Annotated in this window: 12 protein-coding genes; 10 read left to right on the top strand and 2 right to left on the bottom strand. The window is 76.5% G+C overall.

The window, feature by feature from the left end; all coding sequences use genetic code 11:
• The first annotated feature begins 59 nt into the window (after positions 1-59).
• Genes AC0693_RS33615 through AC0693_RS33605 form a run of 3 tightly spaced genes read left to right on the top strand, consistent with a single transcriptional unit; the run spans position 60 to position 3,326 of the window.
• On the top strand, positions 60-2,288 hold the full coding sequence (locus AC0693_RS33615; protein ID WP_478803930.1) for an AMP-binding protein: 2,229 nt from the start codon (positions 60-62) through the stop codon (positions 2,286-2,288).
• A 47-nt stretch (positions 2,289-2,335) separates the two neighbouring features.
• The gene (locus tag AC0693_RS33610) at positions 2,336-2,788 is read left to right on the top strand and encodes a hypothetical protein (protein WP_478803870.1); all 453 of its coding nucleotides are present in this window, start codon (positions 2,336-2,338) and stop codon (positions 2,786-2,788) included.
• Between the two features lie 49 nt (positions 2,789-2,837).
• Entirely contained in the window at positions 2,838-3,326 is a 489-nt protein-coding gene (locus AC0693_RS33605) for a DUF2871 domain-containing protein (RefSeq protein ID WP_469337065.1), read from the top strand.
• 33 nt (positions 3,327-3,359) lie between these two features.
• Here the strand turns inward: AC0693_RS33605 and AC0693_RS33600 are convergent, their stop codons facing one another.
• Positions 3,360-3,986: a TetR/AcrR family transcriptional regulator gene (locus tag AC0693_RS33600; RefSeq protein ID WP_356407492.1), complete on the bottom strand. Its 627-nt coding sequence runs from the start codon at positions 3,984-3,986 to the stop codon at positions 3,360-3,362.
• 172 nt (positions 3,987-4,158) lie between these two features.
• Here AC0693_RS33600 and AC0693_RS33595 point away from each other — a divergent pair, with 172 nt between their 5' ends.
• Complete coding sequence (locus AC0693_RS33595) at positions 4,159-5,814, top strand: condensation domain-containing protein (RefSeq protein WP_478803869.1); 1,656 nt, start codon at positions 4,159-4,161, stop codon at positions 5,812-5,814.
• 225 nt (positions 5,815-6,039) lie between these two features.
• On the opposite strand, the gene AC0693_RS33590 is transcribed toward AC0693_RS33595, so the two are convergent.
• Entirely contained in the window at positions 6,040-7,209 is a 1,170-nt protein-coding gene (locus tag AC0693_RS33590) for a glycosyltransferase (protein ID WP_478803868.1), read from the bottom strand.
• An 81-nt stretch (positions 7,210-7,290) separates the two neighbouring features.
• Here AC0693_RS33590 and AC0693_RS33585 point away from each other — a divergent pair, with 81 nt between their 5' ends.
• The 6 genes from AC0693_RS33585 to AC0693_RS33560 all read left to right on the top strand — a co-directional run bounded on the left by AC0693_RS33585 (position 7,291) and on the right by AC0693_RS33560 (position 16,828).
• Complete coding sequence (locus AC0693_RS33585) at positions 7,291-9,084, top strand: cytochrome ubiquinol oxidase subunit I (RefSeq protein WP_478803867.1); 1,794 nt, start codon at positions 7,291-7,293, stop codon at positions 9,082-9,084.
• Positions 9,081-10,121: a cytochrome d ubiquinol oxidase subunit II gene (locus AC0693_RS33580; RefSeq protein WP_478803866.1), complete on the top strand. Its 1,041-nt coding sequence runs from the start codon at positions 9,081-9,083 to the stop codon at positions 10,119-10,121. Before AC0693_RS33585 ends, AC0693_RS33580 begins: the two co-directional genes overlap by 4 nt.
• Before the next feature lie 54 nt (positions 10,122-10,175).
• Entirely contained in the window at positions 10,176-11,873 is a 1,698-nt protein-coding gene (gene cydD / locus AC0693_RS33575) for a thiol reductant ABC exporter subunit CydD (RefSeq protein ID WP_478803865.1), read from the top strand.
• Between the two features lie 602 nt (positions 11,874-12,475).
• Positions 12,476-14,341, top strand: coding sequence for a thiol reductant ABC exporter subunit CydC (gene cydC / locus AC0693_RS33570; RefSeq protein ID WP_478803864.1), 1,866 nt, complete (start codon positions 12,476-12,478; stop codon positions 14,339-14,341).
• 130 nt (positions 14,342-14,471) lie between these two features.
• On the top strand, positions 14,472-15,872 hold the full coding sequence (locus tag AC0693_RS33565) for an NDP-hexose 2,3-dehydratase family protein (protein ID WP_356407473.1): 1,401 nt from the start codon (positions 14,472-14,474) through the stop codon (positions 15,870-15,872).
• On the top strand, positions 15,869-16,828 hold the full coding sequence (locus AC0693_RS33560; protein WP_478803863.1) for a Gfo/Idh/MocA family protein: 960 nt from the start codon (positions 15,869-15,871) through the stop codon (positions 16,826-16,828). The genes AC0693_RS33565 and AC0693_RS33560 overlap by 4 nt, the downstream gene beginning before the upstream one ends.
• The last annotated feature ends 1 nt before the right edge of the window (position 16,829 follow it).

Raw genomic sequence — 16,829 nt, 5'->3', positions numbered from 1 at the left:
GCGCCACCGGGGACTCCCCGCGCTGGCCGGCCCCGGCGCCGCAGGGCGCGCCCCGGGCGATGTACGGGGACCTGGCGCCGACCCCGGCGCCGGGCAGCGGTCCCGAGCGGCCCGATTCCACGCTGGGCTCCCTGACGGGCGAGCTGGGGCCCGTGCTGCACGAGCGGCTGTCCCTGCTGGCCGCCGAGCACGGGGCCACGCTGTTCATGGTGGTCCACACGGCGCTGGCGGCGCTGCTGACCCGGCTGGGCGCGCCGTCCCCGGTCACGGTGGCCGCTCCGGTGCCCGCCCGGGACAGTGCGGCGCTGCGGGGCGCGGTGGGTCCGTACGGGCGGGTGCTGGCCCTGTCGGTGGACACCTCGGGCGACCCGGCGTTCGCCGAACTCCTGGCGCGGGTGCGGACGGCGGACCTCGCGGCCTACCGGCGGGGGGACGCGGCCCTGGCGCTGCCGGGCGGGATCGCGCTCGCGCTGCTCCAGGAGACGGGCGGCGAGTTCGAGGGGGCCGGGCTCACCGTCTGCGCCGAGAACCCCGAACTACCGCAGATGGCGGCGGCGTTGGGGCTGACCCTGACCGAGCGGCAGGGCCCGGCCGGGGCGCCCGCCGGGCTGGCGCTGAGCGCCGCCTTCCAGCACGACGCGATCGGCGAGAGCGCCGCCGGCTACCTCGCGGGGCAGCTGCTCTCGCTCCTCGAAGCGGCGGTGGACGCGCCGCACACCGCGCTGAGCCGGCTGCGGCTGCTGCCGGGCGAGGTGTCGGCGGAGACCGTCGGCCCCTGGCTCGGGGAGCACCTGGAGCTGCCGGTGCGCAGCGCGGCCTCGCTGTTCGCGGCGCAGGTGGCCCGTGCGCCCGGCGCCCCGGCCCTGTCGGGCGGCGCGACGGCGGGCCCCGCGGGGCTGACGGACCTGAGCGGTCTCGCGCCGCTGGCCGGTCCGGCCGGGATCGCGGGGCTGGCGGGCCTCGCGGGCCTGACCGGCATCGGCGGCGCCGGGGGCGCGGGGTTGCCGGGCGCCCCGGGGATGCCGGGGGCGGCCCCCGTGGCCGGCATGGACTACGCCGAACTCGACGCCCGGTCCGATCTTTTGGCCCACGCCCTGATCGCCCACCAGGCGGGACCGGGCACCACGGTGGTCACCGCGATCGCCTCGCCGACCGGTTTCGCGGTGGCCGCGCTCGCCATCGCCAAGACGGGGGCCGCCTGCATGCCGGTGGATCCGCTGCGCGGGCTGCCCGCCGCCGTGTGGCCCGTCGTCCTGCTGCTGGACGAGGCCGCCGACCGGCTGCTGCCGCCGGTGGCGGGGGCGGCCCGGCTGGTGCGGGACCCGGCCGCCGACCTGCTGCCCGCCGACGGGAAGTGGCCGGTGCGCTCGGCCGACCGGACGGGCCCGCTCGACGCCGCGGCCCCCGTGGTGCTGGCGGGCACCGCGCACGCCACGGTCGCGATCGGCGCCGGGCCGCTGGCCGCCGCGAGCCTGGGGCGCGGCGAGCGGGCCGACGCCGCCTGGCTGGTGACCGGTTATCCGGACGCGGACGCGGCGGTCGGTCTGCTGGCCGCCTTCGTCTCCGGGGCCCGCGTGAACGTCCCCGACGCGGCCCTCGCCCATCTGGGCACCCCCGCCGAAGTGCTGGAATGGCTGCGCGAGCACGGCGCCCCGGCGGTCCTGGGCCGCGCGGACGACGCACTCGTCGCCCTGGCCCGGGCCGAGGGGACGGCCCTGACCTACAGCGCCGGGTGGGCCGAGGGCCGCCTGGTGATCGAGCAGGGCCCGGACGGGCGGACCCGGCCCGCGCCGGGCTACCGGGCGTACGTCCTGGACGCGCGGCTGCGGCCGGTGGCCACCGGGAGCACCGGTTCGCTGTACGTGGCGGGGGTCGGCGTGGCCCAGGGCTACCCGGGCCTGCCGGGCGCGGGCGGGGCGAGCTTCCTGCCCGACCCGCTGGCCGGCGGGCCGCAGGGGGCCACCGCCCGGATGTGGCGCACCGGCCACGCGGCCCGGGTGGACGCCGACGGGAGCCTGCAGGTCCTGGACCACCCGTGGGCGGACGACCCGTTCGCCGACGAGTTCGCGACCTTCGTCATCGTCGCGGACGGCGCCGGGCACCGCGCGCTGTGGCCCGCGGGGGCGCCCGTACCGCAGGGATGGCACCAGACGCACGCCGAGGACGTGTACGAGCTGTGCCTGGAGCACCTCGGCGACGCCCCCGCCGAGGACCGGGGCGAGAGCGCCGGCGACCTGGGCGACGTGAAGGGCAGCAACGGCTCCTCCGGCCCCACCGACCACTTCTAGAACGCTTCCCGCCCCTTCAACCCACCATCACCCCCAGGGAGACCGAGATGAACGCGATCCTGCTGGCCGAGAGCCCCCGCACCGCCTTCGCCGAGAGCGTCCTCGGGCGCGGCGAGGTGCGGGTCGTCCTGCTGCGCACGGCCGGGATGCCGCTGAGCCGGGCGTACCTGCGGCGCACCGCGCGGGTGCCCACCTTCACCCTCGACCCCGCGGCGGCGCCGATGGACGAGGCGGCCCGCTATCTGCGCTGGGTGAAGGGGACGAAGGGGCTGCCGCGCCCGTGGTTCGTCTCGGGCGGCGACGCGGAGGCGGGGGAGGTGGCCCGGCGGTTCGGGGCGCTGGTGGACCTGCCCGAGCTGACCCCCGAGCAGCTCGTACCGGCGCCCGGTCCGGTCCCGGCCTTGGCGCGGGAGCCGTGGTGGAGGGACGGTCGAGCCGTGCTGGAAGGGGACTTGAGCGATCCGGACAATTCCGCGAGGAGCCTTGCGCCGAGTGCTTGAATGATCCCGTCGGGGACGGATGTGATCATCAGGGGAGCGGGGCAGGGGCATGCGGAAGACGTTTCATGCGGCACACGTCTACATGATCGTCGGAGTGATCTCCGGCCTGTACTACCGGGAGATCACCAAGGCCAACGACTTCACCGGGGACACCCAGCTCGCGGTGGTGCACACGCACCTGCTCGCGCTCGGCATGCTGGGCCTGCTGATCGTCCTCGGCCTCGACAAGGTGTTCTCGCTGTCGGGGACGAAGCACTACGACTACTTCTTCTGGTTCTACAACGCGGGCATCGCCATCACCTGCGCGAGCATGACCTACCGCGGCACCCAGACCGTGCTCGGGCACCAGGTGCCCGAACTCTTCTCGCTGGTGGGCGGCCTGGGGCACATCATCCTGACGGTCGGCCTGATCCTGCTCTTCACGCTGCTGGGCAAGCGCGTGAAGGAGCACGTGGACGGACAGGCCGCGCAGGCGGCCCGGGCCGCGGTGCCGGGGCAGGCCGCGGGCGGCGCGGAGTCCGAGAAGGTGTCCGGCTGAGCACCTGAACCAGCAGGGCTTGCGGCCCGGCGGTCAGCCGACCCGGGCCGCCGGGCCGGTCAGGATGCCCGTCAGGGCGGCGAGCCGCTCCCGCGTCAGGTCCGGGCGCAGCCGCCCGCCCCGGGTGAGGGTGGCCAGGCCGTGCCAGGTGCTCCACAGCACCTCGGTCAGCAGCTCCGGATCGCGGCCCGCCGCCACCGGTTCGACGGCCAGCCGGATCTCCGCGAGGGCGTCGAGCAGCGGCTGCGGGGCGGCGCGTCCGGCATCCGCCGCGCCGTCAGCCGCCTCCGGGGCGCCCGCGGTACCGGGGTCGAGGGTGAGCATCGCCTGGTAGAGGACCGGCCCCTTGGCGGCGAAGTCCAGGTACGCGCGCGCGACCGCGTCCAGCGCCTCCAGCGGATCCGCCTCCGCGTGCCGTACGCGCGCGGCGTGCAGGGCGCCCGCGAGTTCGCCGAAGCCCTCCAGGGCCACCGCGTGCACGATCGCGTCCTTGTTCTTGAAGTGCTGGTAGAGCACCGGCTGGCTGTACTCGATGCGCTCCGCGAGACGCCGGGTGGTGACGAAGTCCCAGCCTTCGGCCTCGGCCATCTCGCGGGCCGAGGTGAGGATCAACTGGCGGCGCTGGCCCTGCTCACGAAGCCGTCGCTCTCGGGGAGTCATGGCGCTCACGGTACCACTTTCGGTGCAATTGAAGCGGTCAGTGATAGCGTTCCTGCCTTTGACAGCGGGTGCGGGCCCCGGCCCGGAACAGCCCCCTGACCTCATCGTCTAGTCGCCTTCGAGGCATGGTCGGCAGCATCGGGGTAAGTCCGCCCACAGAGAGGGCCACCCCATGCAGACCCCGACTCCCCTGGAGGAGCTGCTCGACCTCGCCGCGGACGTCCTGTGCCGCGACCGGCGCACGCTGCCGGCCGGGGCCTCGGGTTCGCCCTTCCTCACCCTGGGCGGTGGCCTCGGCCAGGCCCTTCGGCTCCAGGCGCGCGCCGACGAACAGCTCGGCCTGCTCCTGGACGTGGCCCAGCTGCTGGGCCCCGCCCCGCTGACCGACGTACTGGCCCGGGCCGTGGTCCCGGCGCCCGCGGCCGTGCGGCCTGCCCCGGCTCCCGGCCGGGGTGCGCGCGATCTCGCCCTGCTGCCCGGGCAGTCGGCTCCGCTCACCGCGCAGCGCTACGTCGGCCCCGGCGCGGTGCACCGGGTGCTGAGCGCCGAACTGGCGGGGCCGCTGGACCCCGCCGCGCTGCGGGCCGCGCTCGCCGGGCTGGGCGCGCGGCACGAGGGGCTGCGGACCGCGTTCCCGGTCTCGGCGGCCGGGCCCGTGCGGCGGGTGCTCGACGCGTACGCCCCGCCGCTGATCACGCTGCCCGAGCTGCCGGGCGCTCCGGCCGCGAGCCGCGGGGCGGCCGTCGACGCCGCCCACGCGCGGCTCGCGGACGAGGTGGAGCGGCTGATCGGGCATCCCGACCGGCCGCCCTTCGCCTTCGTCCTGACCCGGCTGGCGGCGGACCGGCACCTGCTGTCCTTCCTCTGCCACGACGCGGTGGCGGACGCCTGGTCGGCGGCGCTGGTCTGGCGGGAGCTGCTCGCCGACTACGCCCGCGCGGCGTCCGGGCAGCCACCGGCCGCCCGGTCGGCCGCGCCCGGGGTGGAGCCGACTACCGAGGCGGATCCGCTCCTTGGCGCGGGACCGCTCGCCGAACGGATCGACCGGATACGGGAGTTCCCCGCCGTCGTGGACCTGGTCCCGCCCGGCCGGCGGCCCGCCGTCTTCGACTTCCGGGGCGAGCGGCTGGCCGTCGCGCTGGACACGGAGCTGCGGGACGCGGTCGATGCCACGGCCGCGCGGGCCGGCGTACCGCACGGGACGGTGCTGCTCGCGGCCTGGGCGCTCGCCGTGGGGCGGCGCTCCGGGCACGAATGGCTGCTGGTGGGCGCCGAACTGCCGAGGCTCCGCGCCGGCGCGCCGCTGCGGACGGTCGCGCCGGGTTCGACGACCGTACCGGTGTGCTGCGAACTGGAGGGCGGCGTCGACTACTTCCTGCGCGGGGTCGCCTGCGCGTTCGGCGAGGCGCTCGCGTGCTCGGCGCTCGATACGGAGGCGCTCGTACGGGAACTCGGGCTGCGCGGGGACCGGTCGCGCACCCCGCTGACCCAGGTCGCCTTCGCGGACCACGACGGCCTGCTGCCCGCCCGCGCGGCGGCGGGCCCGCTGACGGCCCGTTTCCACCACGGCCACCTGGGCGGGGCCACGGCCGACGCGGCGCTGACGGTGCTGCGCTGGCGCGAAGAGCCGCTGCTGGCGCTGGACTTCGCCTCCTCGGTACTGGACCGCGCGCAGGCGGAGCAGCTGGCCCAGGAGCTGCGCGGCGCGCTGGCCGCGCTGGCCTCCGCCGGTGAGGCGGACCCGGTGGAGGACCTCCTGCCGCACACCCTGACGGCCTGCGCCACGCCGCTGACCGCCGCTCCCCTGTCCGCGGCGGCTTCGGCCTGACGTCGGCTTCGAACGGGCCGGTCCGAATCCGGTGAAAGATCCGGTGCGCGCGCCGCGCGGGGGAACGGAAGGCGCGCGCACCGGATTCGGGCCCGGGCAGCCGGAGGGGGGCCGGCGCCCGGGAGCACGGTGGGCCGATGGCCACGGCCATCGCCCCGGTCTGTGGTGACGGGCCCGCGCCCGGGCCGTGGAGGCCCGGGGCCCGGGGGCCCGTGACGCGGCGGGTCAGGCCAGGTCGGGGAGGCGCGCCGCGATGTCCTCCGGGGCGGGCATGGCGGCGATCTCGGCGGCGATCTTGCGGGCCGCGTCGCGGTAGCCGGGGTCGCCCAGGATCTTGCGGGCGTACTCGGTGACCGCCTCGGCGGTGAGGTCGAAGAGGACCTCGCCCGCGCCCGCGTCCCGTACGGCCTGGCCGTTGGCGGGACCGTCCGCGCCCTGCGGCACGATCAGCTGGGGCAGGCCCGCTTCGAGGGTGGCGAGCGTGGTCCCGCTGCCGCCGTGCTGGACGACGAGCGCGGCGTGCGCGAGGACGGCGGACTGCGGCAGCCACGGGGCCACGGTCACGTGCTCCGGCAGCTCCCCGAGGTCGGCGATCTGCACCCGGAAGCCGGCCGCGACCAGGACCGGCACGCCCAGCGGGGCGAGCCCGTCGATCACGGTGCGCAGGTTCTCGGCGGAGCCGAGCGCGGTGCCGAGGGTCAGGTAGACGAAGGGTTCGCCCGAGGTGGCGAGCCCCGCGGGCAGTTCGCCCGGCTCGACGAAGGCGACGGGCCGCTGCTCGATGCGCGCCTGGCCCGACTCGACGAAGGCCCGGTCCTGGAGGGACGGCGGGCAGATGTCGATGTAGGTGTTGCCGAGGGTGAGCGCCTGCCCGGCGGGCACGGTGACGCCCAGGTCGGCGGCGGTCGCGAGGATCTCCTGCTGGAGCCGCTCGGCCTCGTGGTCCTGCGAGAGCAGGCCGACGCCGTGCGCGAGGGCGGGTACGCCCGCCAGTTGGGCGGCGAACCCGGCGCCCGGGTTGAGCACTTCGTGCACGACGAGGTCGAAGCGCCGGCTCTCGAAGACCGGCGCCAGGTCGGCCGCGACCCAGCGCGGCAGGACCGAGCCGAACACCTTGATGTGCAGGTTCGCGAGGACCTCCGGCGGGACGTCCTGGGCGCCCACCTCGCCGCCGTGGGCCTCGAGGAAGGCTCGACCGCCCGCTGCTTCGATGAATGCCTCGGGCACGGACCGGCCTGCCGTCACCGGCTCGAAACCAGCCTCCCGGAGGGTCTGGTGGAACTGCTCACCCGTTGCGAACGCGACCTCGTGGCCGGCGGCTCGCGCCGCCCTCGCCAAGGGAAGCAAGGGAAAAATGTGCCCGAAGTTGCCCACGCTGGCAAAGAGGATTCTCATGAGGCCCAACCCTAGGGGCGCCGACCGCGATTGTCTAGTGTTGCTAGATATTCTAGCAATGAACGGATCGAGGTGAGTGCGATGGCCCCCGAGGATCTGGCGCGCCTTCAGTTCGGCCTCACCGTCGCCTCGCACTACCTCCTCGTCACCCTCACGCTGGGCCTGGTCGCCCTCGTGGCGGTCGCGCACACCCGCTGGGCGCGCACGGGCGACCCGGCGCTGCGGCGGATGACCACCTACTGGGGCACCCTCTACGTCATCAACTACGCGGTCGGCATCGCCACCGGCCTCGCCATGGAGTTCCAGCTCAGCGCCAACTGGACCGGCCTGGAATCCACGGCGGCGAGCGTCTTCGGCGCCCCCCTCGCGGTGGAGACGGTGGTCTCGTTCTTCGCCGAGTCGACCTTCCTCGCCCTGTGGATCTTCGGCTTCGACCGGCTGCCGAAGTACGTCCACCTCGCGTGCATCTGGATCGTGGCCGCCGCGGCCTACACCTCCGCGGTGTGGGCGCTGCTGGCGAACGGCTTCATGCAGAACCCGGTCGCCTACACGATGCGCGACGGGCACCTGGAACTGACCTCGTTCGGGGCGCTGTTCGCCAACGCCAACTCCTGGATCGCCATCTTCCACATCTTCGGCGGCGCGCTCGCGGTCGGCGGCTTCTTCGTGCTCGGCGTCAGCCTGCTGCTGCACCGGCGCGGCCGCGCGGACCGGGCGTTCGTCCGGCACTCGCTGAAGGCGGGCGCGCACGCCGGGACGTGGGGCGCCGCGCTCGTCGTCCTCAGCGGCACGGTCCAGCTCGGCAACACCAGGAAGGACCAGCCGCTCAAGGGCGCGGTCCTGGACGGGAACCAGGCCGAGGTGACGCGGCAGCTCCAGGAGCTGGCGAAGCGGTTCGGTCCGCTGGAGGGACCGCCGTCCGGGCCGGTACTGGGCGCCCTGACCCTGATGATGATGATCGGCGGGGTGCTGCTGGTCCTGGGCGTCTGGGCCCTCGTCTCGCTGCGCGAGCAGCGCCCGCAGGCCTTCCCCCCGCCCTACGCGCAGCCGTACCCGGTGCAGGGCCACCCCGGCCAGTGGCAGGCCGCGCCCGCGCCCGCCCGCGGCCAGGGCCGGGGCGGCCGCAAGGTGTACCCCGGCCAATGGCCCCCGGGCCAGGGCCCGCACGGCCCGACCGGCCAGGGCCGCCGCGTGTACCCCGGCCAGTGGCCGCAGGGCCGGGCACCGGGACCGGGCCCGCAGGGCCAGTACGGCTCGTACGGCCAGTACGGCTCGTACGGTCAACCCGGCCGCCCCGGCCCGTACGCCCAGCCCGGCCCCCACCCTCAGGTTTACGCCCACGCCCACGTCGGCCGCACCCCCTCCGGGGAGGGCGAGGTCATGCGGTCGGCCGTGCTGCGGCGGGTGCTGCCCTTCGCGATGGCGCTGCCGTTCCTCGCGAACCTCTGCGGCTGGGCCGTCCGCGAGGTCGGCCGCCAGCCGTTCGTCATCACCGGCATCCTGACCACCCGCCAGGCGATGACCCCCGGCCTCGGCGCGGGGCGGCTCACCGCCTCGCTCCTCGTCCTCGTCGTCCTCGTGGTCTCCCTGCTCGGCCTGGACTGGTGGCTGCTGGCCCGGGCCGCGATGCGCGGTCCGGGCGAGGGCGGCCTCGGCCGGGGCGCGGAGCCCGCCGCCGCATCCACCGCCTCCGCCGCCGCACCGGACTCCCTGGGCAGCGGCCTGGCCGGCGCCGCGCACGACCCGCGCGTGGATCCCCGTACGCACCCCCGCGCGCCGCAGGCGAGTCCGTACGGCGAGCGGTCCACCGGGGCCGCCGCATCCCCCGCGTCCCCGGCCTCCGCGTCCTCCCGGGAAGGAGCGCACCCGTCATGAGCCACCCGGCCGTCGCCCTCGTGGCGTTCATCGCCTTGTTCACCGGATACCTGGTCCTGGCCGGGATCGACTACGGCGTCGGGCTCACCCTCCCCCGCACCGGCTCCGACGCGCCCGGGCGGCGCGCCGTGCTGGGGGCGGTCGGGCCTCTGCTGCTCGGCAACGAAGCCTGGCTGCTGGTCTCCGTCGGCGCCCTCGCCGGCACCCTGCCGGGGCTGCGCGGCGCTCTGTTCGAGGGCGCCTATCCGTACGCGCTGATCGCCTTCGCGGGCGCGCTGGTGCTGAACGCGGGCGTCCAGCTGCGCGGCCGGCACCCCGGCGAACGGGTCCGGCGCGCCTTCGACCTGCTGATCTGCGCGGCCGGAGCCGCCGCCGCCTTCGGCTGGGGCTGCTTCCTCGCCGTGACCGCCGCCGGGGTCTCCCTCGGCAGCGACGGTCACGTGCGCGGCGTGGCCGCGCCCGACCCCTTCACCCTGCTGGGCGGCCTGACCATGGTCGCGCTGCTCGCCACGCACGGCAGCGCCTTCGTGGCCGCCCGGCTGACCGGTGACCCGGCCCGGCGGGCGGCCGCGCTCACCGTCGTCGGCGCGACCCTCGCCGCGGCGCTGCTCGCGGTCACCGCGCTGACGGGCTGGGTCGGCGGGAGCTTCGACGGCGGGGCGCTGCGCCACCCGGTCCTGGCGGCGCTGGCCGTCGTCCTCGCCGTGGCGGCGCTGTTCCTGACCCGGGCCCTGGCCGGCGGCGGCCGCGCCCGGCTCGCGCCCTGGGCGAGCACGGCCGCCGTGATCGCGGCGGCCTGCGCGGTCTTCGCGGGCAAGTACCCGGCCCTGCTGACCTCCACCGTCGCGGGCGTGCCCGCGCCGACGGTCGCACAACTGGCCACGGACGAGACCGCGTTGGCGGCGGTGCTCTGGACCTCCGGGCCGGTGCTGCTGCTCGTGGTCGCGGCGCAGGTCTACCTGTGGCTGGCCGTGTGGGCCCCGGCGCGCACCGCCGCCCCGGCGCCGGAGCCGCTCGAAGCCCCCGCCTTCTCCTGAAGAGGGGCCCCTCCCCGGGGCGCCCGCGGTTCCCGAGAGTCAGGACAGCGACCGATGGACCTCGCCCTGGTACGGAGTTCGCCCCTGCTCCGGCGGTTCCTGGTGCACCGCGCGCTGGGCGCGGTGGCGGAAGCCGTCCTGACCCTCTTGCAGTGCGTCCTGCTGGCCTCGGTGCTCGCGGCCGCCGTCGAGCGGGGCACGGGGGCCGCGCTGCACGCCGTACCGGTCCCGCTGCTGGCGGCCGTGATCGCCGGGCGGGCCGCGCACGCCTGGTGGGACCGCGCTTCGGCGGGCGCGGCCGCCGCCCGGTACAAGGAGGAGCTGCGGGCGGAGCTCACGGCGGCCGTGACCGCCGCGGCCGTCCGCGGCCGGGGTCCGCGGCCCGCCTCGGTGGTCGCGCTGCTCGGCCGCGGTATGGACGCGCTGGAGGACCACCTCACCGGCTCGCTCGCCCTGCTGCCGCAGGCGGTCGTCGTGCCGCTGGCCGTCACCGGCACCGTCTGGGCCGCGGACTGGGTCTCGGGCCTGGTCGTGCTGGTGACGCTGCCGCTGGTGCCGCTGCTGCTGGCGCTGGTCGGCCTGCACACCAAGGCCCGTACACAGGCGCAGTGGGCGGTGCTGCTGCGCCTGGGCGGGTACTTCCTCCAGGCGCTCGGCGGTCTGGCCACGCTCCGCGTGTTCGGGCAGGAGGGCCGGGCCGCGGAGAGCGTGCGCGCGCGGGCGGCGGAGCACCGGCGGGCGACGGTGCGCACCCTGCGCGTGGCGTTCCTGTCCACCTTCGTCATGGACACCCTGACGAGCCTGTCGGTGGCGCTGATCGCGGTCCCGGTCGGCTTCCGGCTGCTGGACGGGGCGATGCCGTTGTCGACGGGGCTGGCCGTCCTGCTGTTGGCCCCGGAGGCGTACCGGCCGCTGCGGCTGCTGGCCGGGCGCTTCCACGCGGCGCAGGAGGGGCGTACGGCCCTGGCCCAGGTCCGCGCCCTGCTCGACGGCGCGGCGGCCGGCCCCGCGCTCGTACGCGAACGGCCTTCCGGGCCGCGGCCGTTGCCCGACCCGGCGCGCTTCCCGCTCGTCCTGGACCGGCTCGACGTCGGCCACGCGCCCGGCGCGCCGGCCCTGACGGGGCTGTCCTGGCGGTTCGAGCCGGGGCGCAGCTGCGCGTTGACCGGGCCCAGCGGCGCGGGGAAGACGACCCTGCTGCGGACGGTCGCCGGGCTGCTGCCGCCGCTCGGTGGGGACCTGCGGGTGGGCGGCGTGTCGGTGGTCGCCCGCACGGCCGCCGACCGAGCGGCGTGGACCGACCGGATCGCGATGGTGGCGCAGCAGCCGCACCTGTTCGCGCTGTCGGTCGCGGACAACCTGCGGCTGGGGCGGCCCGGCGCGGGCATCGACGAGGTGTGGGACGCGCTGGAGGCGGCGGGCGCGGCCGACTTCGTACGCCGCCTGCCGGACGGACCGGCCACCCGGGTCGGCGAGGGCGGCGCCGGCCTGTCCGCCGGGGAGCGCCAGCGGCTCGCGCTGGCCCGCGCCCTGCTGCGCCGCCCGTCACTGCTGCTGCTGGACGAGCCGACGGCCCGCCTGGACGGCGGCACGGAGCAGCACGTGCTGCGCGCCCTGGAAGCGGTGGCGGGCCGCGCGACCCTCCTGGTAGCCACCCACCGCCCGGCGGTGGCCGAACACACGGACACGGTCCTCCACCTGGACTCCCTGCGCCCTGCCCCGGTACCCGCCCTTGAGGAGACCCGCCGATGAACCCGCGTCCGGGCACGGAACGGGCCCCGGCCCCTGGCCAAGCCCTCGGCCTGGCCGCAACCCCGGGACTGGCGCCTCGCGCCCAGGCCGCAGGCTCGGCTCCGGCCCCCGCCCCTCGCGCCCCGGCCGCGGGCCCGGCCGTGGAACCGGCCTCAGCCACGGCACTTGGCCGGCGCCCGGCAACGGCGCTCGGCCAGGGCCAGGGCGAGGGCCCGGCCGCAGGCCCGGGGCAAGCCGCGGCCGGCGAACCGGCCCCGACCCCTGCCCTCGCCCCGACCCCGGAGCTCAGCCCGCTTCCAGGCCTTGTCCCGACCCCGGGCCCCGCCCACCGCCCGGCCGCGGGCCCGGCCCCGGCGCATCGCGTTCCTGCCGCAGGCCAGGGCGAGGGCCCGGCCGCAGGCCGGGGGCAGGCCACGGCCAACGAACCGGCCCTCGCCGCACCGGCGGACACGGCACCGCGCGGGGCGCCGCCCCTCGGGGCGCGGGCCCCCGAGGAGCCGTCACCGGGGGCGCCGCCCCCCAGGGCACCGTCCCCCAGGGCACCGTCCCCCAGGGCACCGTCCCCCAGGGCACCGTCCCCCAGGGCGCTGTCCCGCAGGGACGTGGGGCGGCTCGGGGGCGCCGCGGTGGCGGCCGCGCTCGGGGAGGGCTGCGCCATCGCGTTGACCGCGAGCGCGGCGTGGCTGATCTGCCGGGCCTCGCAGCAGCCGCCGCTCGGTGCGCTGATGGTCGCGGTGGTCGCGGTGCGCGCCTTCGCCCTGGGCCGGGGCGCGCTGCGTTACGCCGAGCGGCTGTGGGGCCACGACGCCGCGCTGCGGATCATGGAGCGGGTCCGGGGGCGGCTGCTGACGCTGCTGGCCCCGCACGCGCCGTACGGGCTGCGGGCGTTCAGCCGTGGCGAGCTGCTGAACCGGCTCGTCGCCGACGCCGATGCCGTGCAGGACGCGCTGCTGCGGGTGGCCCTGCCGATGCTGACCGCGCTGCTGGTGGGGGCCGGGGTCACGGTGGGGAGCGCGCTGGTGCTGCCCGCCGCCGGGTGGGCGCTGGGGGCGGGGCTGCTGCTGGCCTGCGTGGCGCTGCCCGCGCTGGCCGCGGCCACCGGGCGCCGCTCGGCCGCCCGGCTGTCGGCGGCCCGCGCCGAACTGGCCGCGCGCACCGTGGACCTGGTCGAGGGGGCGGAGGACCTCGCGCTGTGCGGGGCGACGGCGCTGGTGGCGGAGCGCGAACGGGCCGCCTCCCGCGCGGTGGCCCGCCGCGAGCGGGCCGGGTCGGCCGCCGCGGCCGCGATCGCCGCGGCCGCGGTCCTGGTCCAGCTCGGCACCACGGCCGCGGTGGCCGTCCTGGCCCTGCGCGGCACCGGCCCGGTGACCGCCGCGGTACTGACCCTGACCGCGCTGGCCACCCTCGACCTCGCCACCCCCGTCCGCGCGGCCGCCGACCACCTCACCCGCCTCACCACCTCCCTCCACCGGCTGCGCGCCCTGCACGCTCTCCCGACGACCACGCCCGGCGCGACGCCCGGCACGACGACCTGCACGACGACCGGCACGACGGCCGACGCGCAGACCACCGCAATGACCACCCCGACGGCCCCCGCCGGTACCGCCCCCGCCCGCCGGGGCCCTCGCCTCCCCCACGGCTCGCTCACCCTGGAGTTCACCGGCGTCGGCGTCACCCACGCGGGGGCCACGCGCCCCGCCCTGGCCGGGATCGGGCTCGTCCTCGCCCCCGGGCGCCGGATCGCGCTCGTCGGCCCCAGCGGGTCCGGCAAGAGCACGGTCGCCGGGCTGGCCCTGGGGCTCCTGGAGCCCACCGCGGGCCGGGTCGCGCTGGGCGGCGTACCGCTCGCGGAGCTGCCGAAGGGCGCCCTGCGGCCACGGCTGGCCGCCGGGCTGACCCAGTACCACCACGTGTTCGCCGGCACCGTGCGCGAGCACCTGCTGCTGGCCCGCCCCGGCGCGGCCGAGGGCGCGCTGTGGGCGGCCCTCGCCCGGGCGGGGGCCGCGGACTGGGTGCGCGCGCTCCCCGGCGGGCTGGACGCCGAGGTCGGCGAGGACGCGGCCGCCTTCTCCGGCGGCGAGCGCCGCCGCCTGGGCCTGGCGGCCGCCCTGCTCGCCGATCCGGCGGTCCTGGTCCTGGACGAACCCACCGAGTCGCTGGCCCCCCGGGACGCCGACGCCGTCCTCGCGGCGGTCCTCGCGCCCCGCCCGGACCGCGCGGTGCTGCTGATCAGCCACCGCACCATCGGCCTGGAGGCGGTGGACGAGATCGTCGTCCTGGACGCCGGCCGCGTCGTCCAGCGCGGCACGCACGCCGAACTCCTCGCCGCGCCCGGCCACTACCGCGAGCGGCACCGCACGGAGCGGGCGGCGGAGGCCGCCGACCCGGGCCGCGCGCAGCCGGCGTACCCGCACCGCGCACGGCCCGCGCACCCGCACGACCCCCACGCCCTGGCCGCCGCCCCGTGACCGCCCGCCACTTGCGCCCCCGTACGCCCCACCTCAAGGCCCTCTCCAGCCACAGCCGATCGGGCTCCCCCATCGTCGTGGTGCGACCGGCTGCCCCTGGGCGCGCGGGACAAGGCGAAGGAGTCCACCGATGACCATCACCCAGGCAATGCCCCCGGGCGTCGTCACGAGCCTGGGGCGGCGGTTCACCCTGTCGGCCCAGGCCCTCGACAGCTCGGTGACCCCCAACCCGGTCTTCCGCGACTGGTTCGCCGAGCAGCGGCGCACCAACCGCTACGACGTGCGGCGCATCCCCTTCGCCGAGCTCGTCGGCTGGCACTTCGAGGACTCCACCGGCAACCTCGTGCACGACAGCGGCCGCTTCTTCTCCGTCGAGGGCCTGCACGTGCGCACCGACTGGGGCGGCCACGGCGCGTCCTGGTCCCAGCCGATCATCAACCAGCCGGAAGTCGGCATCCTCGGCATCGTCGTCAAGGAGTTCAACGGGGTCCTGCACTGCCTGATGCAGGCCAAGATGGAGCCCGGCAACCTCGACACGGTGCAGCTGTCCCCCACCGTGCAGGCGACCCGCAGCAACTACACCGGTGTGCACAAGGGCGCGTCCGTCCACTACATCGACTACTTCAAACCGCCCCGGGTCGGCTCGCGGGTGCTCTTCGACTCCCTCCAGTCGGAGCAGGGCTCCTGGTTCCTGCGCAAGCGGAACCGGAACATGGTGGTGGAGGCGCTGGGCGACGTGCCCGAGCACGAGGACTTCGTCTGGCTGACCCTCGGCCAGATTCACCAGCTGCTCTACGAGAACAACGTGATCAACATGGACGCCCGCACCGTCCTGTCCCTGATCCCGACCTTCGCCGACGAGGGCCCCTCGCTGCACACGACGGAACACGTCCTGTCCCGGCTCACCGAGATCAAGGCGACCCGCGAACTGGTGCAGAGCACCCTGCCGCTGCACGGCGTCCAGGGCTGGCACCGCACCGACTACGCGATCGCACACGACAGCGGCCACCACTTCAGCGTCATCGCCGCCTCCGTCTCCGCCGCCAACCGCGAGGTCCAGCGCTGGACCCAGCCGCTGCTCGCCCCCGCCGAGCAGGGCCTCGCCGCCTTCGTGGTCCGCCGGATCGGGGGCGTACCGCACCTGCTGGCGCAGGCCCGCTCCGAGGCCGGCGTCCTGGACGTCGCCGAGCTGGGCCCGACCGTGCAGTGCCAGCCGGGCCGCGCGCTGACCCTGCCCCGGGAGCGGCAGCCGCGCTACCTCGACATGGTGCTCTCCGCGCCGAAGTCGCGGCTGCTGTACGACACGGTGCAGTCCGAGGAGGGCGGCCGCTTCCACCACGCGGGCAACCGGTACGCGCTGGTGGAGGTCGGGGACGAGTTCCCCGTCGACGTACCGGAGGACTTCCTGTGGGTGACGGCCGGGCAGCTCGCCGGGCTCCTCAAACACAGCAACTACCTGAACATCGAGGCCCGGACGCTCCTGACCAGCCTGCGGGCGGCCTGGGCGCTGGGCGGAGCGTACGCGCTGTGAGCGGGCGGAAGGCTCTGCGCGTCGGCGTGCTGGGCTGCGCCGACATCGCCGAACGCCGCATGCTGCCCTCGATGCTGCGCCAGCCGCTCGTCGAGGTCACCGCGATCGCCAGCCGCACGATCGAGAAGGCACGGCACTTCACCGACCGCTTCGGCGGCGTCCCCCTCGCGGGCTACGAGAAGGTGCTGGAGCGCCCGGACGTGGACGCGGTGTACATCCCGCTGCCGCCCGAGATGCACGTCGAGTGGACGCTGCGGGCGCTCGCGGCGGGCAAGCACGTGCTGTGCGAGAAGCCGTTCGCGACCTCGCTGCCGGACGCCGAGAAGGCGGTCGCGGCGGCCCGCGGCAGCGGCCTGCTCCTCATGGAGAGCTTCATGTTCCTGCACCACTCGCAGCACGCGCGGGTGCGGCAGCTGGTGGCGGACGGCCTGATCGGCGAAGTCCAGCTCTTCACCTCGGAGTTCGGCATCCCGCTGCGCCCGGGCGGGCTGCGCGCGAGCACCCTGCCGGAGGTGGCGGCGTACCCGGTGCGCGCGGCCCAGCTGTTCCTGGGGCCGGACCTGCGGGTGGCGGGCGCGCAGGTCCGCCCGGACAGCGCGTACGGTCCCCAGCCCGCCGGGAGCGCCCTGCTGACCTCCCCCTCCGGCGCGGCCGCCCACCTCGCGTACGGCGTCGAGCACGCCTACCTCAGCGGCTACGGCCTCTGGGGCAGCGAGGGCCGCCTGCGCCTGGAACGCGCCTTCAGCACCCCGGACGACTTCACCCCGGTCCTGCGCGTGGACCGCGCGGACGGCACGCGGGAGATCCCCCTGTCCCCCGACCACCACTTCACGAACATCGCGGGCACCTTCGCGACCGCGGTCCTGGACGCCGAGGACTTCACCCCGCACGCGGAGGCGATCCTCACCCACGCCCGCCTGATGGAAACGATCGCCACGACGGCGGCGGACCACTGAC

The sequence above is a fragment of the Streptomyces sp. NPDC043876 genome, assembly GCF_056435825.1.
This window is presented reverse-complemented; position numbering and strand designations above follow the sequence as displayed.